The organism is Roseobacter insulae (genome assembly GCF_019375555.1).
GTDB classification, from domain to species: Bacteria; Pseudomonadota; Alphaproteobacteria; order Rhodobacterales; family Rhodobacteraceae; genus Roseobacter; species Roseobacter insulae.
The window spans coordinates 140,213-165,792 of sequence record NZ_JAHXDN010000005.1; the positions used below are offsets into that span (position 1 = coordinate 140,213).

General features: G+C 60.3%; 30 protein-coding genes. 18 read left to right on the forward strand and 12 right to left on the reverse strand.

Features of this window, described 5'->3' with window-relative positions; genetic code table 11:
- Positions 1 to 30 precede the first annotated feature (30 nt).
- A complete protein-coding gene (locus KX928_RS17780; protein WP_219505402.1) occupies positions 31 to 273 on the forward strand; it encodes a CDGSH iron-sulfur domain-containing protein in 243 nt (80 codons plus the stop codon).
- Between the two features lie 83 nt (positions 274 to 356).
- Positions 357 to 707, forward strand: a complete 351-nt coding sequence (locus KX928_RS17785) for a hypothetical protein (protein ID WP_257883916.1) — start codon at positions 357 to 359, stop codon at positions 705 to 707.
- A 100-nt stretch (positions 708 to 807) separates the two neighbouring features.
- On the opposite strand, the gene KX928_RS17790 is transcribed toward KX928_RS17785, so the two are convergent.
- Positions 808 to 1,518, reverse strand: coding sequence for a M48 family metallopeptidase (locus KX928_RS17790; RefSeq protein WP_219505404.1), 711 nt, complete (start codon positions 1,516 to 1,518; stop codon positions 808 to 810).
- A 125-nt stretch (positions 1,519 to 1,643) separates the two neighbouring features.
- Between KX928_RS17790 and KX928_RS17795 the strand changes: the two genes are divergently transcribed.
- Both KX928_RS17795 and KX928_RS17800 read left to right on the forward strand, forming a co-directional pair.
- Positions 1,644 to 1,871, forward strand: coding sequence for a DUF8831 family protein (locus KX928_RS17795; protein ID WP_219505406.1), 228 nt, complete (start codon positions 1,644 to 1,646; stop codon positions 1,869 to 1,871).
- Between the two features lie 63 nt (positions 1,872 to 1,934).
- Positions 1,935 to 2,801 carry a branched-chain amino acid aminotransferase gene (locus tag KX928_RS17800; RefSeq protein ID WP_219505407.1) on the forward strand — a complete coding sequence of 289 codons (867 nt, stop codon included), beginning with the start codon at positions 1,935 to 1,937 and terminating at the stop codon, positions 2,799 to 2,801.
- Here the strand turns inward: KX928_RS17800 and KX928_RS17805 are convergent.
- Positions 2,796 to 3,191 carry a BLUF domain-containing protein gene (locus KX928_RS17805; protein ID WP_257883917.1) on the reverse strand — a complete coding sequence of 132 codons (396 nt, stop codon included), beginning with the start codon at positions 3,189 to 3,191 and terminating at the stop codon, positions 2,796 to 2,798. The two genes, KX928_RS17800 and KX928_RS17805, sit on opposite strands and share 6 nt — an antisense overlap.
- Before the next feature lie 142 nt (positions 3,192 to 3,333).
- On the opposite strand from KX928_RS17805, the gene KX928_RS17810 reads away from it, so the two are divergent.
- From KX928_RS17810 to KX928_RS17860, 11 genes are all read left to right on the forward strand, one after another.
- Positions 3,334 to 3,789 (forward strand): universal stress protein, encoded by a 456-nt coding sequence (locus KX928_RS17810; protein WP_219505411.1) that lies wholly within the window; start codon positions 3,334 to 3,336, stop codon positions 3,787 to 3,789.
- 107 nt (positions 3,790 to 3,896) lie between these two features.
- Positions 3,897 to 4,460, forward strand: coding sequence for a NifU family protein (locus tag KX928_RS17815; protein ID WP_219505413.1), 564 nt, complete (start codon positions 3,897 to 3,899; stop codon positions 4,458 to 4,460).
- A 19-nt stretch (positions 4,461 to 4,479) separates the two neighbouring features.
- A complete protein-coding gene (locus KX928_RS17820) occupies positions 4,480 to 4,917 on the forward strand; it encodes a GFA family protein (protein ID WP_219505415.1) in 438 nt (145 codons plus the stop codon).
- A complete protein-coding gene (gene tsaB, locus KX928_RS17825) occupies positions 4,914 to 5,537 on the forward strand; it encodes a tRNA (adenosine(37)-N6)-threonylcarbamoyltransferase complex dimerization subunit type 1 TsaB (RefSeq protein WP_219505416.1) in 624 nt (207 codons plus the stop codon). Before KX928_RS17820 ends, tsaB begins: the two co-directional genes overlap by 4 nt.
- Positions 5,534 to 5,947: a GNAT family N-acetyltransferase gene (locus KX928_RS17830; RefSeq protein ID WP_219505419.1), complete on the forward strand. Its 414-nt coding sequence runs from the start codon at positions 5,534 to 5,536 to the stop codon at positions 5,945 to 5,947. Before tsaB ends, KX928_RS17830 begins: the two co-directional genes overlap by 4 nt.
- Before the next feature lie 156 nt (positions 5,948 to 6,103).
- Positions 6,104 to 7,102: a BMP family lipoprotein gene (locus KX928_RS17835; protein ID WP_219505421.1), complete on the forward strand. Its 999-nt coding sequence runs from the start codon at positions 6,104 to 6,106 to the stop codon at positions 7,100 to 7,102.
- Positions 7,103 to 7,104: 2 nt separating this feature from the next.
- Complete coding sequence (locus tag KX928_RS17840) at positions 7,105 to 8,658, forward strand: ABC transporter ATP-binding protein (RefSeq protein WP_219505423.1); 1,554 nt, start codon at positions 7,105 to 7,107, stop codon at positions 8,656 to 8,658.
- A 3-nt stretch (positions 8,659 to 8,661) separates the two neighbouring features.
- The gene (locus tag KX928_RS17845) at positions 8,662 to 9,756 is read left to right on the forward strand and encodes an ABC transporter permease (protein ID WP_219505425.1); all 1,095 of its coding nucleotides are present in this window, start codon (positions 8,662 to 8,664) and stop codon (positions 9,754 to 9,756) included.
- Positions 9,756 to 10,724 carry an ABC transporter permease gene (locus KX928_RS17850; RefSeq protein WP_219505427.1) on the forward strand — a complete coding sequence of 323 codons (969 nt, stop codon included), beginning with the start codon at positions 9,756 to 9,758 and terminating at the stop codon, positions 10,722 to 10,724. Before KX928_RS17845 ends, KX928_RS17850 begins: the two co-directional genes overlap by 1 nt.
- A gap of 96 nt (positions 10,725 to 10,820) precedes the next feature.
- Positions 10,821 to 11,735 carry a sulfite exporter TauE/SafE family protein gene (locus KX928_RS17855; RefSeq protein ID WP_219505429.1) on the forward strand — a complete coding sequence of 305 codons (915 nt, stop codon included), beginning with the start codon at positions 10,821 to 10,823 and terminating at the stop codon, positions 11,733 to 11,735.
- A complete protein-coding gene (locus KX928_RS17860; RefSeq protein ID WP_373274809.1) occupies positions 11,735 to 12,508 on the forward strand; it encodes a TIGR02186 family protein in 774 nt (257 codons plus the stop codon). Before KX928_RS17855 ends, KX928_RS17860 begins: the two co-directional genes overlap by 1 nt.
- A 60-nt stretch (positions 12,509 to 12,568) precedes the next feature.
- On the opposite strand, the gene KX928_RS17865 is transcribed toward KX928_RS17860, so the two are convergent.
- The 6 genes from KX928_RS17865 to KX928_RS17890 all read right to left on the reverse strand — a co-directional run bounded on the left by KX928_RS17865 (position 12,569) and on the right by KX928_RS17890 (position 19,509).
- Entirely contained in the window at positions 12,569 to 13,270 is a 702-nt protein-coding gene (locus KX928_RS17865; protein ID WP_219505430.1) for an SDR family oxidoreductase, read from the reverse strand.
- Positions 13,267 to 14,811: an ATP-dependent DNA helicase gene (locus tag KX928_RS17870; protein ID WP_219505431.1), complete on the reverse strand. Its 1,545-nt coding sequence runs from the start codon at positions 14,809 to 14,811 to the stop codon at positions 13,267 to 13,269. The genes KX928_RS17865 and KX928_RS17870 overlap by 4 nt, the downstream gene beginning before the upstream one ends.
- A 53-nt stretch (positions 14,812 to 14,864) precedes the next feature.
- Positions 14,865 to 15,503 carry an acyl-homoserine-lactone synthase gene (locus tag KX928_RS17875; RefSeq protein ID WP_219505432.1) on the reverse strand — a complete coding sequence of 213 codons (639 nt, stop codon included), beginning with the start codon at positions 15,501 to 15,503 and terminating at the stop codon, positions 14,865 to 14,867.
- Between the two features lie 114 nt (positions 15,504 to 15,617).
- The gene (locus KX928_RS17880; RefSeq protein ID WP_219505433.1) at positions 15,618 to 16,340 is read right to left on the reverse strand and encodes a helix-turn-helix transcriptional regulator; all 723 of its coding nucleotides are present in this window, start codon (positions 16,338 to 16,340) and stop codon (positions 15,618 to 15,620) included.
- A gap of 372 nt (positions 16,341 to 16,712) precedes the next feature.
- Positions 16,713 to 17,993, reverse strand: coding sequence for a crotonyl-CoA carboxylase/reductase (gene ccrA / locus KX928_RS17885; RefSeq protein WP_219505434.1), 1,281 nt, complete (start codon positions 17,991 to 17,993; stop codon positions 16,713 to 16,715).
- Between the two features lie 148 nt (positions 17,994 to 18,141).
- On the reverse strand, positions 18,142 to 19,509 hold the full coding sequence (locus tag KX928_RS17890) for a 1-acyl-sn-glycerol-3-phosphate acyltransferase (RefSeq protein ID WP_219505435.1): 1,368 nt from the start codon (positions 19,507 to 19,509) through the stop codon (positions 18,142 to 18,144).
- 45 nt (positions 19,510 to 19,554) lie between these two features.
- Between KX928_RS17890 and KX928_RS17895 the strand changes: the two genes are divergently transcribed.
- From KX928_RS17895 to deoD, 3 genes are all read left to right on the forward strand, one after another.
- On the forward strand, positions 19,555 to 20,148 hold the full coding sequence (locus KX928_RS17895) for a GNAT family N-acetyltransferase (protein ID WP_219505443.1): 594 nt from the start codon (positions 19,555 to 19,557) through the stop codon (positions 20,146 to 20,148).
- 98 nt (positions 20,149 to 20,246) lie between these two features.
- A complete protein-coding gene (locus KX928_RS17900; protein WP_219505445.1) occupies positions 20,247 to 22,214 on the forward strand; it encodes an ethylmalonyl-CoA mutase in 1,968 nt (655 codons plus the stop codon).
- A gap of 89 nt (positions 22,215 to 22,303) precedes the next feature.
- Complete coding sequence (deoD, locus tag KX928_RS17905; RefSeq protein ID WP_219505447.1) at positions 22,304 to 23,008, forward strand: purine-nucleoside phosphorylase; 705 nt, start codon at positions 22,304 to 22,306, stop codon at positions 23,006 to 23,008.
- 3 nt (positions 23,009 to 23,011) lie between these two features.
- Here the strand turns inward: deoD and KX928_RS17910 are convergent, their stop codons facing one another.
- The 4 genes from KX928_RS17910 to KX928_RS17925 form a co-directional block, all read right to left on the reverse strand.
- A complete protein-coding gene (locus KX928_RS17910; protein ID WP_219505449.1) occupies positions 23,012 to 23,860 on the reverse strand; it encodes an urea carboxylase-associated family protein in 849 nt (282 codons plus the stop codon).
- A 33-nt stretch (positions 23,861 to 23,893) separates the two neighbouring features.
- Positions 23,894 to 24,106 (reverse strand): hypothetical protein, encoded by a 213-nt coding sequence (locus KX928_RS17915; protein WP_219505451.1) that lies wholly within the window; start codon positions 24,104 to 24,106, stop codon positions 23,894 to 23,896.
- Between the two features lie 3 nt (positions 24,107 to 24,109).
- On the reverse strand, positions 24,110 to 24,670 hold the full coding sequence (locus tag KX928_RS17920) for a carboxymuconolactone decarboxylase family protein (protein ID WP_219505454.1): 561 nt from the start codon (positions 24,668 to 24,670) through the stop codon (positions 24,110 to 24,112).
- A gap of 118 nt (positions 24,671 to 24,788) precedes the next feature.
- Positions 24,789 to 25,568: a succinate dehydrogenase iron-sulfur subunit gene (locus tag KX928_RS17925; RefSeq protein WP_219505456.1), complete on the reverse strand. Its 780-nt coding sequence runs from the start codon at positions 25,566 to 25,568 to the stop codon at positions 24,789 to 24,791.
- Positions 25,569 to 25,580 lie beyond the last annotated feature (12 nt).

The window sequence follows — 25,580 nt, forward strand, 5'->3', positions numbered from 1 at the left end:
GACAGCCAACCCATCTGTGACGGAGCCATCATGACCAATACCCCAAGAATCGCCCAGAAATCCCCCTATCGCGTCGATGTTTCGGCGGGCAAAACCTACTTCTGGTGCAGCTGTGGCCAATCTTCCAGGCAACCATTTTGCGACGGATCGCACAAGGACACGCCCTTCACGCCAGTCAAGTTCGAGGCGGAGGCCGACAAGACCCTGTTTTTCTGTGGATGCAAGGCCACCGGCAACGCGCCTCTTTGCGACGGAAGTCACTCTGATCTTTGAATAATCGGTTACGTTTCTTGGCATGTCTTGAAAATGTTCCCTTTATGTTCTAAATTCAAAGAGAACGACTCAGGGGGTGCGTCATGTCATTTGAACCTCAGTTTCCGGATCTTTTTGCGCCCGAGCAAGGCGCCTTGCCGATCGAACAGCCTCAGCCCGCAACGGAAAAACAGGTGCGTTACGCGCAGGCTATCGCGCTGAAGACGGGCGCAACCATCCCGCACCGTGCGCGGGCCACCCGAGCGGCGCTATCGCAATGGATCGAGGCGCATAAACCCAAAGCTCCAACCGGAAAATTTGCAAACTACCCCTCGTCGAAACAAGTGGCTTTTGCAGAGCGGATCGCGCGGATCAAGCACCGGGAAATCCCGCATGAGTGCTTTCGCGACAAGGTGATGATGTCGAAATGGATTGACGGAAACAAGCCGCGGTAAGATTGGCGCAGGGTGCGCCCGGCCCTACGATGGTTGCCGTCGTTGCACAACCAAGTCGGTCTCCTGACCGAGCCCGCATCACCACGCCCTGCACCGATCCCTACAGGCTTGCGGCCGTCCTTCGAACCGTTTCCAGACGTTGGCGGTTGGGCGGGTGCGTTCCAAGGAACCTGTCACCGGGATCGGGAATGCGGGCAAAGAATTCCGCCCCGCGCAACGGGTCGAATCCCGCACGCGCGGTGATGATCGTTCCCAGCGCATCCGCTTCCAGTTCGAAATCCTTGGAGTAGGTGCGCGCGCCGACCTGAGCCCCGGTGCGCTGCGCGGATTCGACGGCTTCGCCGGAGCCTCCGAGCAGAACGGCAAGGCTGCCTGCGATCACGGCACCTGCCACCGCATTTTGCTGCTGGCGCGCAATATGTCCGGCAATATGGTGGGCCGCTTCATGGCCCATGACGAATGCCAGTTCGTCAGCATTTCGCGCGTCGCGGATCAGGCCCACGGTGAAGGCGATAATCGGGCGCCCCGATTTGTCGAGGGTCTGATACGCGTTGGCAGGCTGGTTCGGTCGATCGTCCACGATGATTTTGAAATCGCAATTGACGCGTTGCGTCCGGGCGCGGCATTCACGCTCGGCAATCGGCTCAACCGTTCGGACAACACTGGCAAAGGTGCGCGTCGTCATGCCCGCGCCACCAGCATTGCCGGTCGCCTGCGGCGCGGGCTGGCCCGACGGCGACGAAACTGTTGTCACCTCGCAACCGGCCAGAGCCAGCGTGGCGACAACGGCAACAAGGGATTTAAATCGCATTCATCCACTTCCTTCAGGAACTGTAGTTTTCGCCCTACACATTAGCACCTTGATCGACAGCGACCACCCCGTTCACGCAGCTTTGTGCCCCTTGCAATGCCGATCTCATGGCGTACTGTGCCCACATGTTTACAATCGAGCATGAATTCGACGCCACGGTGGTGACCCTTGTGGATGACGGCCAAGCCCCACTGAATGAGGACGTGACCGTTCACGCCACGGAAAGCGCGATTCTGCTCAATCAATACGACCCGCGCACGGATCGTACGGTTTCTATTACACTGTCGCCGGAACAATGGCGTGACCTGACGGCTGCGTTGAATCTTCCGGAAGGTGTATACCGCGCGCCTTAAGGAAAGCTGACCGCACAATGATCCGGCGCGCCCAAGGCGTGCCCGACGTTTGGAGACCCGCAGATGAGCATTGGTTCAAATATCACCACATATTTCAACGGCACATGGCACCGCGGCGACGTGCCGATCATGACTGCCGCGGATCACGGCGCGTGGCTGGGCACAACTGTTTTCGACGGGGCGCGGTTTTTCAACGGGCTGGCACCTGATCTGGCGCCCCATTGCGCACGCGTCAACAAATCGGCGCAGGCGCTGATGCTGACACCGACCGTGTCAACCGAGGACATGGTCGACATCGTGCGCGAGGGCCTGAAGCATTACGGTCCGGAGGATTCCGTCTACATCCGCCCGATGTACTGGGGCATTCACGGCGATGAGACAGCCATTGTGCCGCGCGGCGAAGACACCGGCTTTGCCATCAGCCTCGAACAGATCCCGATGGCTCCCGCCGATGCCTCTGCAACTTTGGGGCGCACCCGTTTCCGGCGGCCGGTGATGGAGGACAGCGTCGTCAACGCCAAGGCCGGGTGCCTCTATCCCAACAACGCGCGCATGTTGGCAGAAGTCCGCGCCCGCGGGTTCAGCAATGCGCTGGTTGCCGACGCGATGGGCAATGTCGCGGAAACCGCAACCGCCAACATCTTCATGGTCAGGGACGGGGAAGTCTTCACGCCTGTTGCAAATGGCACGTTCCTGGCAGGAATTACCCGCGCGCGGCATATGGAAAACATGGCAGCGGACGGTATAGCGGTACACGAAACGGTACTGACTTTCGAAGATTTCCAGAACGCCGACGAGGTTTTCATGACCGGAAACATGTCAAAGATCACGCCCGTGAAAACCTTCGAAGACACTCAATACCAAGTTGGCCCCGTGGCGCGACGCCTGCGCGACATGTACTGGGACTGGGCAGCGTCACAGCCGCTATGAGTCCTCTGCCTGAGCCGACCTGACGAAAATAGCGCGGATATCCATGACAGATGCGCTGGCCAGGGCACCGAGATGAATTTCCAGCGGCGACCACATCCAGGAAACTGCCGGGTCGTGTTTCATGGACCAGCTTGGGAACAGCCTGTCCTGCACCGGTTCTGTGACAAGCGGGGTCACTTCGACATGCCGGTCATCCGCGCGTATCCGCTCAAACGTGGCCTCCACCTGCGCCCTGGGACCTTCGAGAAGCTGCAGGAAGATATCTGACCGGCAAATCAGCGCCCCGGTGATATTGCTCCGCGCGTTCCGGGCACGGGACGTGGCAAGAATATTGACCAACATGTTCAGATCGTAGCCAAATGGTCTGGATGCGTAGATCAGTTGCAGCATGGGCATCGGTCATGGCCCCCTGTATACATTTGACAAGCATCGCGCCTGAACGCACGTCTGTCCAGAGGATCAGCGAGGTAGATTGAGATTGCGCCGCCTGCAATCTGAGGTCATGATCTGCCCAAAAGGGGGACATCGAAAGATGCGCAAGTTTCTCGTCGTGCTCGACGACAGCCGTGAATGCCTCAACGCGATGCGTTTTGCAGCGATGCGGGCGGCTCACACGGGCGGTGGGGTGGAAATCCTCTCGGTGATCCCGCCGGATGAATTCAATCACTGGATTGGCGTGGGCGAAGTCATGCGGGAAGAAGCCCGCGAGCGGATCGAAGTGCATTTCGAGGTATTCGCCAAGTGGATGCGCGACCGGCAGGGGATTGACCCTGAACTGGTGGTCCGCGAGGGCCATGCGGTAGAGGAAATCCTTGCCCAGATCCATGAAGACCCCGAGATCGGAGTCCTCGTTCTGGGCGCTGGCACGGACAAGAAGGGACCGGGCCCGCTTGTCACACAGCTCACGAAAAGCGCAGGTGCCCTGCCGATCCCGATAACGATTGTTCCCGGCGATCTGAGCAAGGAAAAGCTGGAAGCGATCACCTGATCGATGCGCAGCGAACCGGGGGCCCCTGACGGCAGATTAGAATCGTTCCAAACCTTGACTTAGCCCGTGCCGATCCGCATATCTGGAACAGCTTCAGGAGACGTTCCATGTTCATCCAAACAGAATCGACACCCAACCCGGCCACTCTGAAATTTCTGCCCGGTCAGACCGTGCTTGAAATGGGAACGGCGGATTTCCCGACCGCGGACACGGCGGACAAGTCGCCGCTGGCCACACGGATTTTTAGCGTTGACGGCGTGACCGGCGTGTTCTTCGGCACCGATTTCGTCACCGTCACCAAGGCGGACGCGGTGGAGTGGGATCATATCAAACCCGCCTTGCTGGGCGCGATCATGGAGCATTTCCAATCGGGTCAGCCGGTGATGGCGGGCGATCATACGCCTGCATCCGGCCACGCCGAACACACCGGCGAAGACGGCGCGATCGTGGGCCAGATCAAGGAACTGCTCGACAGCCGGGTACGCCCGGCCGTGGCGCAGGATGGCGGTGACATCACATTTCATGGCTTTGACCGCGGTGTTGTCTACCTGCACATGCAGGGTGCCTGTGCGGGCTGCCCTTCCTCCACGCTGACCTTGAAAATGGGCATCGAAAACCTGTTGCGGCATTACATCCCGGAAGTCACGGAAGTGCGGCCCGTCGCCCCCTGACGCCCGCGTGGCACATGACATGACAGACCAGACCGGCGTAACCGGCAGATGCTATTGCGGCGCGAAGTCCCTTCGGTCTTCGGCTGCACCCCATGTCGTCGCCTATTGCCATTGCACTGATTGCAAACGCGTGACCGGCGCACCGGTGGCAGCATTCGCCGCTTTTTGCGAGGCTGATCTGATCATCACACCGGACCCCGGACCACCGGTGTCGCACCACCCCGGTGTCGTCCGGTGGTTCTGCACCGCCTGTGGCTCACCGCTTGCCGCGCAGTATGACTATCTGCCGGGCCAGGTCTATGTGCCCATCGGCCTGCTGGATCAGGCCGCAGACCTGGAACCGTCGCTCCACAGCCATGCAGAAAACAGGGTGCCCTGGCTCCATATCGACGATGACCTGCCCCGGCAGACCGGCAGCGGCAGAGACATCTTGTTGTCGCCACCCGACATCGAATGACCGGTTCTCATGACAAACGCCCGGTGATTCTGGCCTTCGACACCTCAGCTGCCTGCTGCTCAGCGGCGGTGTTGCAGGGCGACCGGATCATCGCTCAGGCAGAAGAACAGATGTCCAAGGGACAGGCCGAGCGGCTTATGGACCTGTGCAAGGAATTGCTGAACGCATCTGCCCTTCACTTCAGGGACTTAGCGGCAATCGGCGTGGGCGTTGGCCCCGGCAACTTCACCGGCATTCGGATCTCTGTCGCGGCAGCACGTGGATTGGCTTTGGGCCTTGGCGTTCCCGCCGTTGGCGTCACCGGGTTCGAAGCATTGCGGCACGGTTTTTCCGGGGCCTGCGCCTGTGCGATCCCCGCGCGCCGGGGTCAGGTCTATCTTCAGGTATTTGACGGTATTACCACACAATCGCCGGTACTGGTGCCCGGCGATGCGCTGCCTGCTTTCGAAGGACCACTGATTGGCGCGAGCGGACAGGAAGCGGCGCATCCCGTTGCTGTATCCATTGCCCACCTGGCGGCGCGGCGCTTTCGTGACGCGCCTGCCAGACCCGCACCGCTGTACCTGCGCCCGGCAGACGCCGCGCCAGCGCGCGATGCGCCTCCCGCGATTCTCCCATGACACTCGCCGAACTGGCCCGGATACATGCGGCGGCATTCGCTGCTGATCGCGCCTGGTCCGCGGAGGAACTGGGCAGTTTGCTGGATGGAAAACATGTGCAGCTGCACACGCATCAGCAAGGATTCGCCCTTGTTTCCACCGTGGCGGGACAATCTGAGCTTCTGACCCTTGCGGTCGACCCCGCGCATCAGCGGCAGGGGATTGCAGGCATTCTCATGGCCGAATGGATGGCGACAGCGGATGCAGAGACCGCGTTTCTTGAAGTGGCGGCAGATAATCTGCCCGCGCAAGCCCTTTATCTCAAACATGGATTCGCGGAGCACGCGCGCCGCAGGCGATATTACAAACGGGCCAATGGCGCGGCTGTGGATGCGGTGATCATGCAGGCTGCGTTGACCCGCGGTCAGTAACGCAAATCCCCCCGCGATCTTTGAAAAACCGGTTGACCCTGCCGATCAGCTAGGCCCTAATTTGCGCAGGATCAGATAACATCTGCTCATACTGGGCGGCGGCAGAGCTCGATCGGTGACGCTCCCGCCCCAAAATCACAACTGGGAGACCCCTGAATGACTCTTATGCAAAAATTCCTCGGTGCCACGGCTGCGCTTGCGCTGTCGGCCGGTGCTGCCATCGCCGATCCGGCGCTGATCTTCGATCTGGGTGGCAAGTTTGACAAATCCTTCAACGAGTCCGCCTACAACGGCGCACAGCGGTGGGCCGATGAAACCGGTGGCAAATATCTTGAGATCGAACTGCAATCCGAAGCGCAGCGCGAACAGGCGCTGCGCCGCTTTGCCGAGGCCGGTGCAAACCCGGTGATCACCACTGGTTTTGCGATGAGCGATCCCATCGCCCAGGTTGCGCCCGATTATCCGGACACCATTTTTGTTACGATCGACGGCTGGGTGCCCGATCAGGAAAACGTGCTGACCATTGGTTTTGCCGAGCATGAAGGCTCCTACCTCGTGGGCATGATGGCCGCCATGGCGTCGAAATCCGGCACCGTTGGCTTCATCGGCGGCATGGATGTGCCCTTGATCCGCAAATTTGCCTGCGGCTATGCACAGGGCGTGAAAGCGGTGAACCCGGACGCGACGGTGATCTCCAACATGACGGGTACAACCCCCGCCGCTTGGAACGACCCCGTGAAAGGATCTGAACTGACCAAGGCCCAGATCAGCCAGGGCGCTGATGTTGTCTTTGCCGCGGCTGGCGGCACCGGTGTCGGTGTGCTGCAAACCGCTGCTGACGAAGGCATCCTGTCCGTCGGTGTGGACAGCAACCAGAACCCGCTGCACCCTGGCAAGGTTCTGACCTCCATGCTTAAACGTGTGGATGTCGCGGTCTATGACATCATGAAGGCCGGCGATGATGTGAAACCGGGTTTCCGCGCGATGTCCCTTGCGGATGAAGGTGTTGACTATGCGTTGGACGAGAACAATGCGGCCCTGGTTTCCGACGACATGAAAGCGAAAGTCGATGCCGCCAAGGCGAGCATTGTCGACGGCTCCACCGCCGTGCACGATTATACATCAGATGACAGCTGCCCCGCTCTGAGCTTCTGAGCATGACAGCTGACGACACGTCGGGGCGGCAGGAAACTGCCGCCCCCGCCATTGAACTCAAGGGTATTTCAAAAGCCTTTGGGCCGGTTCAGGCCAATAAAGACATTTCCATCCGCGTCATGCCCGGCACGATCCACGGGATCATCGGCGAAAACGGCGCGGGCAAGTCGACCCTGATGTCGATCCTCTATGGCTTTTACAAGGCCGATAAGGGCGAGATTTTCATCAGCGGTCAGAAAACTGAAATTCCCGACAGTCAGGCAGCCATCGCTGCCGGGATCGGGATGGTGTTCCAGCATTTCAAACTGGTTGAGAATTTCACGGTGCTTGAGAATATTATTCTGGGTGCCGAAGATGGCGGATTGCTGAAACCGTCGCTGTCCAAAGCCCGCAAGACGCTGCTTGAACTGGAACATGAATACGGGCTCAACGTCGATCCCGACGCGGTCATCGAGGATCTGGGTGTCGGTATGCAACAACGGGTAGAGATCCTCAAAGCGCTCTACCGCCAGGCAGACATTCTGATCCTCGACGAGCCTACCGGCGTCTTGACACCTGCCGAAGCGGATCAGTTGTTCCGCATTCTGGACAGGCTGCGCGCAGAGGGCAAAACCATCATCCTGATCACGCATAAACTGCGTGAGATCATGGAAGCCACGGATACGGTCAGCGTGATGCGGCGGGGCGAAATGACAGCAACGGTCAAAACTGCCGACACATCGCCAGCCGAACTGGCCGAACTCATGGTCGGGCGCAAGGTGCTGCTGCGCGTGGACAAGACCCCGGCAACCCCCGGGGATGTGATTTTGGACATCAAGGGCCTGCGGGTCGTTGATGACGCAGGTGTCGAGAGGGTCAAGGGCATTGATCTGCAAGTGCGTGCGGGGGAAATCGTTGGCATCGCGGGGGTTGCGGGCAACGGGCAGTCCGAACTGCTCGAAGTCCTGGGCGGCTATGCCGATGGCACCGGAGAGATCCGGGTAAGCGGTCAGCCACTGGATCTGGCAGGCAAGCGCGCAGATGGGCGATCCCGTCGGGCGCGGGGCATCGCGCATGTTCCTGAAGACCGGCAGCGCGAAGGCCTGATCATGGATTTCTCGGCCTGGGAAAACACAGCCTTCGGCTATCATCGGGACCCATCATATCAATCCGGCGTGCTGTTGAACAACGCGGCCATCCGGTCTGACACCGAAGCCAAGATGCAACGCTTTGACGTGCGCCCGCCCAACCCAGCGCTGGCGGCCAAGAATTTCTCCGGCGGGAACCAGCAGAAGATCGTGCTGGCCCGCGAGATCGAGCGAAATCCCGACCTGCTGTTGATCGGCCAGCCGACACGCGGTGTGGACATCGGGGCCATTGAGTTCATTCACCAGCAAATCGTCGCCCTGCGCGACAAGGGCAAGGCGATCCTGCTGGTCTCGGTGGAACTGGAGGAGATCCTGGCACTGGCGGACCGGGTTGCGGTGATGTTTGACGGTCACATCATGGGTGAGCGTCAGTCCGCAGAGACCGACGAAAAGGAACTGGGGCTTCTGATGGCCGGTGTGGGGAGCTAACGCATGGAAGTGATGCCAAAATGGGCCGAGGTGATCCTCGTGCCACTCATCTCGCTGCTTCTTGCGGCGATCCTGTCGGCACTGGTCATCATGGCGATCGGCGAAGACCCGATCGCGGCTGTCCAGCTCATGGTCACAGGCGCTTTGGGCAGCACCTACGGATGGGGCTACACGCTCTACTACGCGACCAATTTCCTTTTCACGGGTCTGGCGGTATCGGTTGCCTTCCATGCCGGGCTGTTCAACATCGGTGGCGAAGGTCAGGCCATGCTCGGCGGGTTGGGCGTTGCCCTCATGTGCCTGCTGATCCCTTGGCCCCACTGGACCCTTGCGTTGATTGGCGCCAGCGCGGGTGCTGCGCTCTTCGGGGCTGCATGGGCTGCCATTCCGGCATATCTGCAAGCCAAACGTGGCAGCCACATCGTTATCACAACGATCATGTTCAATTTCATTGCCGCGGCATTGCTGAACTATCTTCTGGTGAATGTCATGCGCCCCCAGGGCAGCATGGACCCGGCCTCGGCGCGGTTTCCAGAGGCCGTGCATCTGCCAACCCTGCACGACTTGCTTGCCCCCATTGGCATCAGTTTTTCCAAGGCCGCCCCGGCAAACGTCACCTTTCTGATTGCGGTTCTGGCCTGTGTGCTGGTCTGGTTCCTTCTGTGGCGCACATGGCTTGGCTATGAAATCCGCAGCTACGGCAAATCCGAACCCGCGGCGAAATACGCCGGTATCTCTCCCACCGCCATCACGATGATCGCGATGCTGATCTCCGGTGGGCTGGCGGGGATGATGGCCATCAACAACGTGATGGGCGAAGCGGAAAGGCTGGTGCTGAACGCCGTGGAAGGCGCGGGCTTCATCGGGATTGCCGTGGCGCTGATGGGGCGCAGCCACCCCTTTGGCGTGTTTCTGGCCGCCGTGCTCTTTGGCTTTCTCTATCAGGGCGGCGCGGAACTGGCGCTCTGGACGAATATACCGCGTGAACTCATCGTGGTGATTCAGGCATTGGTGATCCTTTTCACGGGGGCGCTGGACAACATGGTCCGTATGCCGCTGGAGCGGTTGTTCCTCATGACACGTCGGGGGAGCGGCTGATGGATTTCCTGACCCTCATCCAACTGCTGGACAGCACAGTGCGTCTGGCAACACCCTTGCTGCTTGCGTGCCTTGCGGGCCTCTTTTCTGAACGCGCGGGCATTTTCGACATCGGACTGGAAGGCAAGATGCTTGCCGCGGCGTTCTTCTCTGCCGCCATTGCCGCCCTGACGGGGTCGGTCTGGCTGGGCCTGCTTGCCGGCATCGCGGCCTCCATGGGGTTCAGCCTGCTGCATGGGCTCGCCTCGATTACCTTCCGTGGCAATCAGCTGATCTCTGGTGTGGCCATCAACTTTCTGGCGGCCGGTCTGACCGTTCTGATCGCACAGGACTGGTTCAGCCAGGGCGGGCGCACCCCGTCGCTGATGGGCGGCGCACGGTTCGAACCGATCACCCTGCCCTTCGCGGAAAACCTTGGCACCGTGCCGTTTCTCGGCCCGATCTACGCAGAGCTGATCTCCGGCCATTCCATTCTGGTCTACATCGCCTTTCTGACCGTGCCGCTGACATGGTGGATTCTGTTTCGCACGCGTTTCGGCCTGCGCCTGCGCGCGGTTGGCGAGAACCCCGCGGCGGTGGACACAGCGGGTGTTTCGGTTGTCGGGCTGCGCTACGCCGCCGTGATGATATGCGGCATGTTGTGTGGCATTGCCGGGGCTTATCTGTCCACGGCGCTTCAGGCGGGCTTCGTCAAGGACATGTCCGCGGGGCGAGGCTTTATCGCACTGGCGGCACTGATCTTTGCCAAATGGCGGCCCTGGCACGCGCTTTACGCCACCTTGCTCTTCGGTCTCTTCGGCGCCTTGGAAACGCGGCCCGATGTAATTCAGGCGATTTTTGGCATCAAGGTGCAAGGCGCTTTGCTCGGGGCGCTGCCGTACGTGATGACCGTGATCATTCTGGCAGGTTTTGTCGGCAAAGCCGTCCCGCCGCGGGCGGGCGGCGAACCCTACGTGAAAGAACGCTGACCGCATAAGGCCAGATTTGCCAATTATGTCAGTCCTCTTTTCTGCAGAGCAGCAAGGGGCATTGATTTTATGTCCCGCTGTGCTCTAACAGAGGACATGCAAATCTACCTCCCCATCGCCGAAGTATCGGTCAATGCCTTCCTGCTGCTGGGGCTGGGTGGGATCGTGGGCATTCTTTCGGGGATGTTCGGGGTTGGCGGCGGTTTTTTGATGACACCGCTGCTGTTCTTCATCGGCATCCCGCCGGCGGTTGCGGTCGCCACCGAGGCCAACCAGATCGTAGCCTCATCCTTTTCCGGCGTTCTGGCCCACCTCAGGCGGAAAACCGTGGATCTCAGGATGGGCACGGTGCTCCTGATCGGCGGTCTGGTCGGGGCAGCGATGGGGGTTGTGGTTTTCAACTACCTCAAGGCCCAGGGTCAGGTCGACCTGTTGGTCAAGCTCTGCTACGTCGTTTTCCTTGGCGTCATCGGCAGCCTGATGTTCATCGAGAGCCTCAACGCCATTCGCAAGACAAAATCGGGCAAGGCGCCCGCGCGCAAGAAACACAACTGGGTTCACGGTCTGCCCTTCAAAATGCGCTTTCGCGTCTCGGGGCTGTATATCTCGGTGATACCGCCCGTTCTGGTTGGGGTTTCCGTGGGCATTCTGGCCGCCATCATGGGTGTCGGCGGTGGCTTTATCATGGTTCCGGCGATGATCTATCTGCTCGGCATGCCAACAAAGGTCGTGGTTGGGACCTCGCTGTTTCAGATCATTTTTGTGACTGCATTTACCACGCTGCTGCATGCCACCACGAACTTCACCGTCGACATCGTGCTTGCCGTTCTGTTGTTGGTCGGGGGCGTCATCGGCGCGCAAATCGGCACCCGGATCGGCGTCAAGATGAAAGCCGAGCAACTGCGCATTCTGCTGGCCCTGATGGTTCTGGTTGTCTGCGGAAAGCTGGCCCTCGATCTCCTCCTGATGCCGTCGGAGCTCTACTCCATCGGCGCGGCGACAGGTCACTGATGATGGGGCGCCGCATCATATCCACCCTCCTGGCGCTGGTCTTTGGCCTTGTCGCCACGGCACAGGCTGAAGAAGTCGTGCTTGGTCTGAGCAAGGACAAGATTTCGATCACCACCAATTTCGCCGGATCGGAAATCCTGATCTTCGGCGCAATCAAGCGCGAAGAGGTCATTCCCGAGGGCCCGCCGCTCGAAGTCATCGTCGCGGTGGCGGGCCCTTCGGCACCTTTGACCGTAAGACGCAAAGAGAAGCGCCTTGGCATATGGGTGAACACCGATGCCGTGGAAGTGGATCGCGCGCCCAGTTTTTACGCCGTGCACACCAGCGGCCCGCTGCGTGATGTGCTCAAGGACGTGGAGGATCTGCGGCACAAGATCTCCGTTCCGCGCGCCATCCGCTCCGTTGGGGCACCGCCGGACATTCAGGACGCCAGCAGCTTTACCGATGCGCTGATCCGCATCCGGGGGCGATCCAACCTTTACCAGCTGCGCGAAGCTTCCGTCACGGTGACCGACCAGACGCTGTTCCGCACAGCGGTACAATTGCCCGCCGCTTTGACCGAGGGCGACTACGCCACGCGCATCTTTCTCACCCGTGACGGCGCAGTGATCTCCAGCTACGAAACCACGATCGATGTGCAAAAAGTGGGAATGGAGCGCTGGTTGTTCGAACTGTCGCGCGGGCAGCCTCTGATATATGGCATCATGTCGCTGGCCATTGCCATCGCCGCGGGCTGGACCGCATCCGCCGTATTCCGCATCTTCCGCGCCTGAGGCACCGGGCGACCGGCAATGTGGCCGCGATGCCCGCTCTGGCGTTCTGCCGCGGCGAGGTTACCCACGCCCGATGTAAGGCATCGTCGTCGCCATCACGGTCATGAACTGCACATTTGCCTCCGGCGGCATTTCCGCCATGTGAAGCACCGACGTCGCTGCGTTTTTCACGTTCATCGTCTCGGTACCGGGTTGCGACGTCTTGAGTTTTTCGAGCAGTTCCGTCTCTGCATTCCCGATGTCGATCTGGCCGCAGGCGATCCCAAACGCCCTGCCGTCCAGCGACAGGGTCTTGGTCAACCCGGTCACCGCATGTTTTGTCGTCGTGTAGCAGACCGAATTGGGACGTGGCACATAGGCGGAGAGCGATCCGTTGTTGATGATGCGCCCGCCCTGCGGGTCTTGCCGGCGCATCTGCCGGAAGGCCAGTTGCGCGGCAATGAACATGCCACCGATGTTCACCTGCATCACTTCCGCCCAGTCCCCCAGATGTATCTCGTCAATGGTGCCTGCGGGTCCAAAAAGTCCGGCATTGTTGAAAAGCACATCAAGATGTCCAAAAGCCTCGAAAGCGCTGTTCATGCCGTCGGGGTCGGTAACATCCGCAGGCAGCGGCACAGCACTTTCGTAGCGGTCCGCCAGCGCTTCCAGACGGTCGGCGCGGCGGGCGATCAGGCCCACGCGCCACCCGGCCTCCAGAAAGACCTCTGCGGTGGCGTGGCCGATGCCGGAACTGGCCCCTGTGATCATTATGGACTTCATCGCATATCCTCCACTTCTGGTTCGGTCAGAGACAGCGCCGGGGCCGCGATACTGCGCAAATCGTCCACCATCAGCGGCCCGGTGGGCATCGACAACCGGTTGCGCACAACCCAGATGAGGCGCTCCTGCGCGCGGGTAATCGCGACATAGGCCAGCCGTTTCCACAGCGGCTGTCCGGCCTCGGTGCGCCCCATACGCGCCGCCGCATAGAGGTCGGGCGCAAAGACCTGAACCGTGTCCCACTGGCTGCCTTGCGCCTTGTGGATGGTCACCGCGGCCCCATGCAGGAAGGTGGCACCCATCCGGGCGGCAAAGGGAATGAACGGCTCTTCTTCATCCGGTTTTTCGATCTTCACGATCGATGCGGCGGATACCTGCGGGTCTTCCGCCCCCATCACGTGCAACCGGCTGAAACCAGGTTTGCGGCCTTCTCCCAGATAGATGACCTGCGCCCCCTTGATCAGGCCGCGTGCTTCCAGATCCAGTCGTTTTTTCCGGTGCTTCAGGGGCAATTCAAGACCGTCACAAATCAGGGGTTCACCTTCCAGCAACGCATCTTCGGGCGCGCCGTGCACCTGACGAAAGGCGTTGATCAGCCGGATGCGTGTCGCGTTGCGCCACACCAGAACAGGGCTGCGCGCCATCAGGTCAACTTCGACCCGCTGCCCCCAGACAACACGATCATCCCGCGCGGCGGCCTGCTCGACCATCCGCTCAAACTGCTCGAAGCCAAGCGCAGGGTCACCCAGCGCATGCGCGAGGTCCAGAATGGGGTTGTCCGCCTCCTGCCGGTGAATACGGTTCAGGGTCAGAATACGCTTTTCCGGCAGCTTCTCAAAAACCATGGTGCCCGACTGGTTTACCGGCGCAAGCTGCGCCGGGTCACCAAAAAGCAGAAGAGTTGGAAAGATCTCCTTCAGGTCCTCGAACTGCTTGTCATCCAGCATCGACGATTCATCGACAAACCCGATGTCCAGCGGCTCCTCGCGGCGTTTCCATCCGGTAATGAAATCAGAGCCGCGCAAACCGGCCGCTGCGAGGGCCCCCGGGATCGATTTGTTGGAGGCATAAAAGGCCGCAGCCCGGTCAAGTGCTACGTCTGTCAGGCCTTCGACCTCGGGGCGTTCTTCTCCCCCCGTGGCCAGCCATTCCGCGATCCTTTCGTACTCGGGATCATAGACCGGCGTATAGAGAATTCGGTGAATTGTTGTGGCCGGAACGCCGCGTAACCGCAGCACGCTGGCGGCCTTGTTGGTCGGGGCGAGGATCGCAAGCGTGCGTTTGTCGCGCCGCTTCCGGGATTCGTAATCTCCCGACACGATTTCCACGCCGGCGTTTTCCAGTGCCTTGTAAAGCTCTGCGAGCAAAAGGGTTTTTCCGGAACCTGCCTTGCCGGTCACGGCCATAACGGAGGTGGCGGAGCTTTTAGGTGGCGTCAAAAGCTGATCATCGAGATCAATGCCCGCGCCGCGCAGGACATCCGTCACGCTGTCGAAAGCGGTGGCCTGATCGTCAGAGAATTCGAGCGCGGGAATGGTCATGGCGCGACCCTACAGGGGGCGCGCGCCGGGGGCCAGACGTGACCTGCGCTGTTTCAGCCGGCCCGGGCCAGCTGGCGGTTTTCAACACGCCCGAATGCGCGGTCAAACCACAGCCGCGACAGTTCCAGCGACACACCGGCCCGCGCTGCAATCTTTGCCTGCGCCTGCGGTGTGAATTCCCACAGACCAACGCTGATTTGATCGCGGCCCGTGCCCTCGCTGCCCAGAACTTCCGGAGAGGAGCCGATCATGCGGTAGATCCGCACCATGCGGGCGTCGAACACACCAACAAAGTGTTTCACGCCAAATCCGTTCATGATCTCGCCACCCGCCAGCATCAGAGCGGCGGCGACACGGCTGGGGGCCTCACGATTGAGGCAAAAGCGGGTGCATTCCCAGATCAGCGGCGAGGTGACGGTGCCGCCGCCCATCAACTGGGTGAAATGATCGTTCACCATGGTGCGTTCGGTTGTTGGCAGAAACCGCATGGAGCCGCCATGCGTGCCGTCCGGCATTTCCCAGATGACATAGAGAGGGTTCATCGCATCGTATTCATCGCGCTCGAAGCCGGTATCGTCCACGGTCACTTCCCATCCCAGCCGTGTCTTGAACTGATCCGCCCGATCCTTGAACATTGAAGCCGCGAGTTTGGGGTGGCGATCAAGCTGGTCTGCGTAAATATAGCGAAGCATGGCATTTCCTTTGGTCAGTGCGAGGCGTGATCAAAGGATGGCTTGAGGATGTTTAACACCGTCCAACCCGCGCGCGCGGGTTGGTAACCTTTCGGGGCTGACCGGGGGTGAAATTCACACGACAATAAGCCCGCGGCTGAGGGCGCGGGCAACCGCGTGGGTGGTGTTGGACGCGCCCAGTTTAAAGCGCGCGCTTTCGATATAGACGCGCAGCGTATGCTCGGAAATCGAAAGAGTTTCAGCCACTTGCGCCCGGCTGTAACCGATCGCAAGCAGGGTCATCGCATCGATTTCGCGCGGGGACAGTGGTTGAGATTGTTCCGGTGCGCGGTTGGGTTCGAACTCCAGCGCCTTTTGGTTAAAATAATGGGCGATCAGGATCAGCTCACGGCGGTTCGTTTCCGTGAATTCCTCCCATGTATCGTCGTCACAGGTGTGATTCACGGTAAAGAGGGCGAACTGCCCGTTAGGCCCGCGAATCGGAATGGAGTAACCCTGATTTCCGATCCCATACGCGATTGCTTCGGTCTGAAACGCGCGTACAGCCTTGCTCGACCAATCCAGCTTCTTCCAGTCTACCGGGTGGAACCGCTTGTAACAGCCGGCAATGACCGGATCGATCCTGATGTAGTTCTGCTCCTGGTATCGCGCGGCCCAGTCCAGAGGATACGTGCCGTAGCCATATTGTTCACCCGCGCTGTCCACCCAATGGTAGACCATGTTATCGACGTTGAAGTGCTCCCTCAGCTTCAGGATGGCATCCTGGATGGATTCAAGCGTGTCCGCCTGCTCCAGCGCCGCCAAAACCTCCTCCACCGTCGTGTTCGCTACCACCATGTACCGTGCCCTGCGTCCTCTCGTGAAGGGCGGCGATCTCGGCCAGGGCAACAATTGCGGTATCGTCCAACTGCTCGGCCAGCACCGGTAAGTCGTTGGCAGTCGCAAAAGTTTTCAAGTCCGTAAGAACGTCCAAAATCCAGTCACTTCTCATATCAGACTCGCCTCTTAAAGGTTAATGAAAGATTAACACAACTCTAACATGTACTAACGAGGGTTGAAAATTCGCCTTTATTTACTCCCCAGAAATAGCGATGCCAGATTTTGTAAGTGGTTGATACTAAAGTGCGTCACACGTATAACGGGAAACGCCCGCGTCACATGCACGTGATTCGCGGGCGTTAGTCAGTGTAAAACTGCATCATTCAGGTGTTAACGATGCGCCTCCAGCGCGTCCTCGAAAGTGCGCAGACCGGTCGTTGGTGCCTGTACCAGAACCGACATGTTGCCCGGCTTATGCGCGTTGCGCAGCATTTTCATATGCGCATCCGGCAGGTCCGCCCAGGTGAAGACCTCCGACATACAGGGATCAAGACGCCGCTCAAGCATCAGCTTGTTGGCCGAAGACGCCTGTTTGAGATGCGCGAAATGGCTGCCCTGCAAGCGCTTCTGGTGCATCCACATGTAGCGCACGTCAAATGTCAGGTTGAACCCGGATGTGCCGGCACAGATCACCACCATACCGCCTTTTTTCACCACGAAGGTGGACACGGGAAAGGTCGCCTCGCCAGGATGTTCGAACACCATGTCGACATTGACGCCCTTGCCGGTGATGTCCCAGATCGCCTTGCCGAATTTGCGCGCCTCGGTGAACCATGCGGCATATTCCGGCGTGTTGACCGTGGGCAGCTGGCCCCAGCAGTTGAAATCCTTGCGGTTCAGAACGCCCTTTGCCCCCAGATCCATCACGAACTGGCGTTTGCTTTCGTCGGAGATGACGCCGATGGCATTGGCCCCGGCGGTATTTATCAACTGGATCGCATAGGACCCCAGACCGCCCGACGCCCCCCAAACCAGCACGTTCTGGCCCGGTTTGAGATCATGCGGCTCGTGACCAAACAGCATCCGGTAGGCAGTGGCGAGCGTCAGCGTGTAGCAGGCGCTCTCTTCCCACGTCAGGTGCTTGGGGCGCGGCATCAGCTGTTGGCTCTGCACATTGGTGAACTGCGCAAAGGATCCGTCCGGCGTCTCGTAGCCCCAGATCCGCTGGCTGGAGGAATACATCGGGTCACCGCCATTGCACTCCTCGTCGTCGCCATCGTCCTGATTGCAGTGAATCACCACCTCGTCGCCGACTTTCCAGCGCTTCACCTTATCACCCACCGCCCAGACGATGCCGGAGGCATCGGAACCGGCGATATGATAGGGCTGCCCGTGTCCGTCAAACGGGCTGATGGGTTGTCCGAGCGACGCCCAGACACCGTTGTAGTTCACACCTGCCGCCATCACCAGTACGAGGACGTCCTGACTGTCCAGCTCAGGTACATCGACGACTTCCTGCTGCATTGCCTTATCCGGCTCGCCATGCCGCTCCCGCCGGATCGCCCAGGCGTACATCTGTTTGGGCACATAGCCCATCGGAGGCATCTCCCCCATCTCATAGAGGTCTTTCTCGGGCGCGTCATATTGCGCGATGGTTGTGTCCAGTGCCATGCCAGCCTCCAGCTTTTCCTATCAGTCACTCTCAAACATGCCGCATTGCAGAATCGCTGCGGTATTGAGATTGGATATGCACTGTTGCGCAACATTGCAACACCAGAGCATCTCTTTTTGTAACTTTATGACCGAGCAACCGCAGCAATTATTCTGCAGATGCATCCAATCTCACTTGGTTTTCAACCGAGTTTGCATAGTAGGACAGCACGTCCCGTTGCTCGGTGATCGCCTGCCAGCCGTCGGCAACCTCCTCGACAATGCCGTGTTTGCGCATTTGCCGGAGCGCCTGATGCACGGCCTCCGCAAGAGTGTCATAGGTTGTCTGGGGCATACACGCGCGCAACGGGCGCGCAATCTGCTGCACGGTCGCAACCAGAGCCTCTTCGGATGCCGGGGCCGATTGCTGCAGGATGGCCTGTGATACCAGCGGTACCGCCAGCACCGGCATTGCGTCGCGAATGCGCGCCATCAGGCATGCCGCCAACTCCTCAACCGGTTTGTCAGCGCCGAAATCACGCAAGGAAAGCGGCTCTCCGAAAACCACGGCGGCCGTTCCAAATCGGGTCACACGTCCGCGCAGGCCCTGCCAGAATTTACTGAGAATAAAGCGTACCACGACCGAAATCCGGGCCCCGAACCGCCGATCCCCGCGCGCCGCAGCGGCAATCAACACCCGGTCTTCGAGCACCCTGTCGTAGTTGATCGCCACCGGCACGAAAACCACGTTGCGACCGTCAGGCTCATATCCTTCGAGAACATAAGCCAGAAGCCCGAGTTTGGGGGGCATCAACTGCCCGTTAAGGCTTAGCCCGCCTTCGGGAAAGATACCCTGCGCCACGCCACCCGCGGTCGCCATCTGCACATAGCGCGCCAGCACTTTCCGGTAGAGCGCCCCACGAGACCGGCGTCGGATAAAATACGCCCCCATCATCCGGATCAGGCGGCTGAGCGGCCAGACCCGTGCCCATTCCCCCACAGCATAAGACAGGGTGGAGGTCTGGGCCGCAAGGTATGTGACCAGCACGTAATCCATGTTGGAGCGGTGGTTCATGATGAACACAACCGTGGCATCCTGCGGAATACCCTTGATGATCTCCTCGTTTCTGGGGCCGGTCCAGACCGTGTAGATCGAATTCACCAGCAACCGCGCCAGACGGATACCGACGCTGAAATAGGCTACGGCACTGAAGCTCGGCACGATTTCACGCGCATAAGACCGGGCGCGCTCAAAGGCGACGTTTTCGGGGACATCATGCTCATTCGCGTGATTGACGATCTCCCGGGTGACCTCCGGGTCATAAATCAGTCGCTGGATCATGTCGTGGCGCCGCGCGAGCTTGAAGGGTTCGATGGGCCGCGTCAGACGTTCGTTCAGCTGGGTGACCGCCTTTTCCAACCGACGCCGGAAAAACCACCGCACCGACGGAAAGAGGAAATGGGAGGCAAAGGTGACGGCCGCAAAGAGCACGATCAGCACAAAGAGCCAGAGCGGAAGTTGAACGACCTGCGTCATGGCAAGACCCTTGCAGGCCGGACGCCCGAGAACAATATGAAATGAATGGAATTCTGCATAACCACCGGATTTGACGCTGACGAACGGGATACGGTCGCGGCCCTTTATTGGCAAGCGTTCGGGTACAAGCTGGGCCGGGTACTGGGCCCCGACGCCAAGGCTCTGCAATTTCTCAGACGCGTGATCGACCCTGACTATGCGCTCGTGGCGCGGGGGTCTGACGGTCAAATCCTCGGTATCGCAGGCTACAAAACATCCTCCGGCGCTCTGGTGGGCGGCGACTACGGGGACTTGCAAAGGGTCTACGGGGCCTGGGGCGCGTTATGGCGCGGCCTCGTCCTGTCGGTGATCGAGCGTGATCTGGATCCTGATATCCTGCTGATGGACGGTATCTGCGTGCACGCCGATGCGCGCGGTCTCGGATTGGGCACCGCGCTGCTCTCGGCAATCAAGGCAAAAGCACTTGAACTGGAAAAATCCGGCGTGCGACTGGATGTCATCAACACCAATCCACGGGCCAGGGCACTTTATGCGAGGCAGGGATTCACGCCGCAAAAAGAGGAAAGCACAGGCCCTTTCCGTTATGTGTTCCGGTTTGACACGGCAATCGAGATGGTTTGGCGGGCACAGGCCAACTAAGGCTTGATGCCGCAATGCAGCGAATTGACAAAGGTATAATATTCCAAGTATCCATCCCATGACGAAATAAAGTTACGCAAGTGATTCACGAGGTTCGCATGTCAGACGCCAAAAAAGACCGCCCCTGGCTGATCCGCACGTACGCTGGCCACTCGACCGCGACAGCGTCGAATGCGCTCTACCGTTCCAATCTGGCAAAGGGACAGACCGGGCTTTCCGTCGCCTTCGACCTGCCCACGCAGACAGGCTACGACAGTGATCATGTTCTGAGCCGGGGCGAGGTTGGCAAGGTGGGTGTGCCGGTGAGCCATCTGGGCGACATGCGCGCGCTGTTCGACCAGATCCCGCTGGAAAAGATGAATACCTCGATGACCATCAATGCGACGGCGCCCTGGCTGCTGGCGCTCTACATCGCGGTGGCCGAGGAACAGGGCGCGGATGTCGCCTCGCTGCAGGGCACCGTGCAGAACGATCTGATCAAGGAATACCTCAGCCGCGGCACCTACATCTGCCCCCCCGCGCCCAGCCTGAAGATGATCGCCGATGTGGCGGAGTACTGTTATACCAATGTGCCCAAATGGAACCCGATGAACGTCTGTTCCTACCACCTGCAGGAAGCGGGCGCGACGCCGGAGCAGGAACTGGCCTTCGCACTGGCAACGGCCACCGCCGTTCTGGATGCGCTGAAGCCGCGCGTGCCAGCGGAAGATTTCCCCGCACTCGTCGGGCGAATTTCCTTCTTCGTCAACGCGGGCATCCGTTTTGTCACCGAGATGTGCAAGATGCGCGCCTTTGTCGATCTTTGGGATGAGATTTGCCGGGACAGGTATGGCGTCGAAGATCCGAAATTCCGCCGCTTCCGCTATGGTGTGCAGGTGAACTCGCTGGGCCTGACCGAACAGCAACCTGAAAACAACGTCTACCGCATTCTCATCGAAATGCTGGCGGTAACCCTGTCCAAGAAAGCCCGTGCCCGCGCCGTGCAACTGCCCGCATGGAACGAAGCGCTTGGGTTGCCCCGCCCCTGGGATCAGCAATGGTCGATGCGGATGCAGCAGATCATGGCCTATGAGACAGACCTTCTGGAGTTCGACGATCTTTTCGATGGGAACCCGGCAGTTGACGCCAAGGTCGCGACGCTGAAGGAAGGTGCACGGCATGAGCTGGAGACCCTCGACGGCATGGGCGGCGCCATCGAGGCGATCGACTATATGAAAGCCCGGCTGGTCGACAGCAACGCCGCGCGTCTGGGGCGCATCGAGGCCGGTGAAACGGTTGTCGTCGGCGTCAACAAGTGGACGCAGGGCGAACCCTCGCCGCTGATGACCGGCGATGGCGGCATCATGGTGGTGGACCCGGCGGTCGAGGCGGAACAGATCGCGCGCCTTGAAGCATGGCGCGCGGATCGCGACGCAGGGGCGGTAAAGGCGGCACTGGCGGACCTGCGCGCGGCCGCAGCCGAGGGTCGCAACGTTGTGCCGCCCTCCATCGCGGCGGCGAAGGCCGGGGTGACCACTGGCGAGTGGGCCGCGCAGATGCGCAGCGTGCATGGCGAATACCGGGGCCCCACGGGTGTCTCCGGTGCGCGCTCGAACAAGACGGAAGGACTGGACGACTTGCGCGATGCGGTCGACGCGGTCAGTGACAGGCTCGGGCGCCGGTTGAAATTCCTCGTGGGCAAGCCGGGGCTGGACGGTCATTCCAACGGCGCGGAACAGATCGCCGTGCGTGCCCGCGACTGCGGCATGGACATCGCTTATGAGGGCATCCGCCTGACCCCGGCCGAGATTGTCGCCGCAGCACAGGAAGATCAGGCCCATGTGGTGGGCCTGTCGATCCTGTCGGGCAGCCATATCCCACTGGTCGAAGACCTGATGAAACAGATGCGGGAGGCCGGTCTTGGGCATGTGCCGGTCATTGTCGGCGGGATCATTCCGGACGACGATGCGGCGCATTTGCGCAAGATGGGCGTGGCGCGTGTCTACACGCCGAAAGACTTCGAACTGAACACGATCATGATGGATATCGTCACACTGGCTGACCCGCAGGCCGTCGCCGCGGAATAGGCACGGACGGCTCCCGCCGCGCTCTTTTCTCTTGTTCCCGCGCCGCTCCACAGGCAGATTGCGCGCGACCAAACAGGGGAAACACCATCATGACTGTCCATATCGGGGCAAAGCCCGGAGACATTGCCGAAACCGTGTTGATGCCGGGCGACCCTTACCGCGCCCGCTGGGCGGCGGAGACGTTCCTGCAGGACGCAAAGCTGGTGAACGAAGTGCGCGGCATGTTGGGCTTTACCGGCACCTACAAGGGCAATCGGGTCACGATACAGGGCTCCGGCATGGGCATGCCCTCGCTGTCGATCTACGCCAATGAGCTGATGACGGAATACGGGGCGCAGACGCTGATCCGCATCGGATCCTGCGGCGGTATGCAACCGCATGTTGCCGTACGGGATGTCATTATCGCGATGTCCGCGACGACAATTACCTCGCCGTCATCGGGTATCTTCAAGGAAATCAACTTTGCCCCGACGGCAGACTATGCGCTGTTGGCCGCAGCGGTTGCGGTTGCCAAGGGCAAAAACACAACCACCCATGTCGGCGGTATCTATTCGTCGGATGTATTCTATTCAGAACGCCCGGATCTGGATGAGCAGATGGTGCGTCACGGCATTCTCGGTGTCGAAATGGAAGCCGCCGAACTCTACACACTGGCCGCCCGTCACGGACGGCGCGCGCTGGCCATCCTGACCGTGAGCGACCATCTGCAAACCGGTGAAGCGCTGCCCTCGGAAGACAGGGAAAAGACTTTCGGCGACATGGTGGAAATCGCGCTCGACGCCGCTTTCACCTGAGCCTTACGCACCATGTGACCCATCATAGCTGTTGACCGGGGGCGACGACCAGCCACTCAGCACCCCCGCCCGGGGCGCAAAGACCTCCACAAGCAAGGGATAGCAGGCTGCGGTATCGCTGGAATGTTCGGACGAGCAATCGCCGCCCGGGCAGGCGCTGAGATTGCCCAACAGATCAATCTCCGCAAAGAACTCCAGATAATCGCCGGGGCGCACGGGTGAGGCTTTCATGAAATACTGGCCGGTGTCTCGGGTAAACCCGGTGCACATGAAGACATTCAGCACGTCATGCACCAAGGGTTCGGCCTCGGCAGCCGGTACATTCAGATGCGCGGCCAGCGACCGGGTCAGGTTGGAGTGGCAGCAATGGTGGTACTGCCCGCCATCCGATAGCAGCGCATGGGTGTAGGGGTCGCAGCGGGTGCCGATGACGTCATGCACCGAGCCGCCGAAAGCATCGATGCCATACCAGCTCAGCGTGTCATGGGTGAGTGTCGCAATCGGGCGCAGGTGCGGAAAGGACGACCACATGCGCTCGCCCGCTGTAATGTGGGTGCCGTGCAGCGCGCGGGTCTTGCCGGAGTAGAACCGCTCGGAGAGATCCCGTGCATTATGCAGGTTCAGGTCGCCCACTTGCGGGCCATCCACACTGCGGATCCGGAAAAACTGCCCGGCAGGGACCGAAAACACCCGTGCCTCGCGGGGCGGCACAAGCACCTCGTCCACCTTGGTCAGGTGCTGCCGGGCCGTGGTGTAAAGTGCCATGTCCGGCGCGGGCAGCGTCTCCACCGGATAGCAGATAACCGGTTTGACAGCGCGGCGCGCGTCGGCGTCAGCAGGGGCTTGGGCCATGGGGTGATGTCCTTTCAGATTGTTCCGGCACGGTCAGCTCTTGGGCAGATGAGACTTACATGTCTGCGGCGGGCCTTTCTGAGAGGTAAAGGCCTCGGCCCCGCAGGCGGCGCATTTGTATTTCCGCAGGCTGCCCCGGTTGCCCGCCCGGTCCTCACGCCAGCGGCAGCCGCGGGTGTTCCGGTTGCGCCGCGCGAAGATGGCCACGACGATAAAGGCAATGATCAGACCGAGGACGATGTGCATGGTTTACGTGAATTGCTTGCCGAAGGCGCCGTAGGAATGTGCATGAGCGTCGGGCGTACTGCCGTTTGCGGGGTGCCTTTCCGGGTCGTCCGCGTAGTCGAAATTGATGCCCGCGCCTTCGACGATCCGGTTCATCATGTTGAAAAGAGCGTTCACCTGCACCGCTTCAAAAAGCGCTACCTCGTCCCATCCCGCGTCGTACACCGCCCGGGCGTCGGCCTCGGTCAACCGGCTGGGCAGTGTGTTGAGCTTGCGCACATAGGCCAGCAGCGGCCGCAGCTTGTCCCCGATCGGGGCGCTGTCGAAATCCGCGATCATGGCGTCCATCAGATCAGCGTCAAACCCGAAAAGCACGGCATAGGCTTTGTGGCTACCGTGACAGAAGGTGCAGGCGTTCAGTCCCGAGGTATAGGTTGCGATCATTTCCCGCTCGGCCACGCTGAGCGCGCCCGCTCCCCGCAGAACGCCATTCGTATAGTTCATCAGCGGTGCGACGTTCTCCGGAAACCGATGGAACAGATCCGCCAGATGTGCCGTTTCAGGCAGGCTTGTCAGAAAGGGCAACGCTCTTCTCCTCACGCTTGGGCGCAAAGGATGGCACGGGGCGCCGCCGGGCTGCAAGCCCGGCTCCGCAGTGTCGTGGCGCGTCCCTGCGGGACGCGCCTCCGCTGGATCACAGGTGTCAGACCCGGCGTTCGACCATCATCTTCTTGATGTTGGCAATCGCCTCGGCAGGGTTCAGGCCCTTGGGGCAGGTCTTGGCGCAATTCATGATGGTGTGGCAGCGGTAGAGCTTGAACGGGTCTTCCAGATCGTCGAGCCGTTCGCCCGTCGCCTCATCCCGGCTGTCGATGATCCATCGGTAGGCGTGCAGCAAAGCGGCGGGCCCGAGGTATCGGTCGCCATTCCACCAATAGCTGGGGCAGGAGGTGGAGCAGGAGGCGCACATGACGCATTCATAAAGCCCATCGAGCTTCTTGCGGTCCTCGATGGATTGCTTCCATTCCTTCGCCGGGCGGTTTGTCTTGGTCTCCAGCCAGGGCATGATACTGGCGTGCTGCGCATAGAAATGCGTGAGGTCGGGAATAAGGTCCTTGACCACCGGCATATGCGGCAGCGGGTAGATTTTCACGTCGCCCTTGATCTCGTCCATGCCGTAGATACAGGCCAGCGTGTTGATGCCATCGATGTTCATCGCACAAGAGCCGCAGATGCCCTCGCGGCAGGACCGGCGGAAGGTCAGTGTCGGGTCGATCTCGTTCTTGATCTTGATCAGCGCGTCCAGAATCATCGGCCCGCAGGCATCCAGATCGACGAAATAAGTGTCCACGCTCGGGTTTTCGCCATCATCCGGGTTCCAGCGGTAAATCTGGAACTTGCGGAGATTGGTCGCCCCGTCCGGTTTCGGCCAGGTCTTGCCCTTGGTCATGCGGGAGTTCTTGGGAAGCGTCAGTTGAACCATGGTCCGGGTCTC

Excerpts from the sequence above, each read along its gene's own strand:
- KX928_RS17780 (WP_219505402.1), top strand. The coding sequence starts at position 31 with ATGACCAATACCCCAAGAATCGCCCAGAAATCCCCCTATCGCGTCGAT.
- KX928_RS17785 (WP_257883916.1), top strand. The coding sequence starts at position 357 with ATGTCATTTGAACCTCAGTTTCCGGATCTTTTTGCGCCCGAGCAAGGC.
- KX928_RS17790 (WP_219505404.1), bottom strand. The coding sequence starts at position 1,518 with ATGCGATTTAAATCCCTTGTTGCCGTTGTCGCCACGCTGGCTCTGGCC.
- KX928_RS17795 (WP_219505406.1), top strand. The coding sequence starts at position 1,644 with ATGTTTACAATCGAGCATGAATTCGACGCCACGGTGGTGACCCTTGTG.
- KX928_RS17800 (WP_219505407.1), top strand. The coding sequence starts at position 1,935 with ATGAGCATTGGTTCAAATATCACCACATATTTCAACGGCACATGGCAC.
- KX928_RS17805 (WP_257883917.1), bottom strand. The coding sequence starts at position 3,191 with ATGCTGCAACTGATCTACGCATCCAGACCATTTGGCTACGATCTGAAC.
- KX928_RS17810 (WP_219505411.1), top strand. The coding sequence starts at position 3,334 with ATGCGCAAGTTTCTCGTCGTGCTCGACGACAGCCGTGAATGCCTCAAC.
- KX928_RS17815 (WP_219505413.1), top strand. The coding sequence starts at position 3,897 with ATGTTCATCCAAACAGAATCGACACCCAACCCGGCCACTCTGAAATTT.
- KX928_RS17820 (WP_219505415.1), top strand. The coding sequence starts at position 4,480 with ATGACAGACCAGACCGGCGTAACCGGCAGATGCTATTGCGGCGCGAAG.
- tsaB (WP_219505416.1), top strand. The coding sequence starts at position 4,914 with ATGACCGGTTCTCATGACAAACGCCCGGTGATTCTGGCCTTCGACACC.
- KX928_RS17830 (WP_219505419.1), top strand. The coding sequence starts at position 5,534 with ATGACACTCGCCGAACTGGCCCGGATACATGCGGCGGCATTCGCTGCT.
- KX928_RS17835 (WP_219505421.1), top strand. The coding sequence starts at position 6,104 with ATGACTCTTATGCAAAAATTCCTCGGTGCCACGGCTGCGCTTGCGCTG.
- KX928_RS17840 (WP_219505423.1), top strand. The coding sequence starts at position 7,105 with ATGACAGCTGACGACACGTCGGGGCGGCAGGAAACTGCCGCCCCCGCC.
- KX928_RS17845 (WP_219505425.1), top strand. The coding sequence starts at position 8,662 with ATGGAAGTGATGCCAAAATGGGCCGAGGTGATCCTCGTGCCACTCATC.
- KX928_RS17850 (WP_219505427.1), top strand. The coding sequence starts at position 9,756 with ATGGATTTCCTGACCCTCATCCAACTGCTGGACAGCACAGTGCGTCTG.
- KX928_RS17855 (WP_219505429.1), top strand. The coding sequence starts at position 10,821 with ATGCAAATCTACCTCCCCATCGCCGAAGTATCGGTCAATGCCTTCCTG.
- KX928_RS17860 (WP_373274809.1), top strand. The coding sequence starts at position 11,735 with ATGATGGGGCGCCGCATCATATCCACCCTCCTGGCGCTGGTCTTTGGC.
- KX928_RS17865 (WP_219505430.1), bottom strand. The coding sequence starts at position 13,270 with ATGAAGTCCATAATGATCACAGGGGCCAGTTCCGGCATCGGCCACGCC.
- KX928_RS17870 (WP_219505431.1), bottom strand. The coding sequence starts at position 14,811 with ATGACCATTCCCGCGCTCGAATTCTCTGACGATCAGGCCACCGCTTTC.
- KX928_RS17875 (WP_219505432.1), bottom strand. The coding sequence starts at position 15,503 with ATGCTTCGCTATATTTACGCAGACCAGCTTGATCGCCACCCCAAACTC.
- KX928_RS17880 (WP_219505433.1), bottom strand. The coding sequence starts at position 16,340 with ATGGTGGTAGCGAACACGACGGTGGAGGAGGTTTTGGCGGCGCTGGAG.
- ccrA (WP_219505434.1), bottom strand. The coding sequence starts at position 17,993 with ATGGCACTGGACACAACCATCGCGCAATATGACGCGCCCGAGAAAGAC.
- KX928_RS17890 (WP_219505435.1), bottom strand. The coding sequence starts at position 19,509 with ATGACGCAGGTCGTTCAACTTCCGCTCTGGCTCTTTGTGCTGATCGTG.
- KX928_RS17895 (WP_219505443.1), top strand. The coding sequence starts at position 19,555 with ATGGAATTCTGCATAACCACCGGATTTGACGCTGACGAACGGGATACG.
- KX928_RS17900 (WP_219505445.1), top strand. The coding sequence starts at position 20,247 with ATGTCAGACGCCAAAAAAGACCGCCCCTGGCTGATCCGCACGTACGCT.
- deoD (WP_219505447.1), top strand. The coding sequence starts at position 22,304 with ATGACTGTCCATATCGGGGCAAAGCCCGGAGACATTGCCGAAACCGTG.
- KX928_RS17910 (WP_219505449.1), bottom strand. The coding sequence starts at position 23,860 with ATGGCCCAAGCCCCTGCTGACGCCGACGCGCGCCGCGCTGTCAAACCG.
- KX928_RS17915 (WP_219505451.1), bottom strand. The coding sequence starts at position 24,106 with ATGCACATCGTCCTCGGTCTGATCATTGCCTTTATCGTCGTGGCCATC.
- KX928_RS17925 (WP_219505456.1), bottom strand. The coding sequence starts at position 25,568 with ATGGTTCAACTGACGCTTCCCAAGAACTCCCGCATGACCAAGGGCAAG.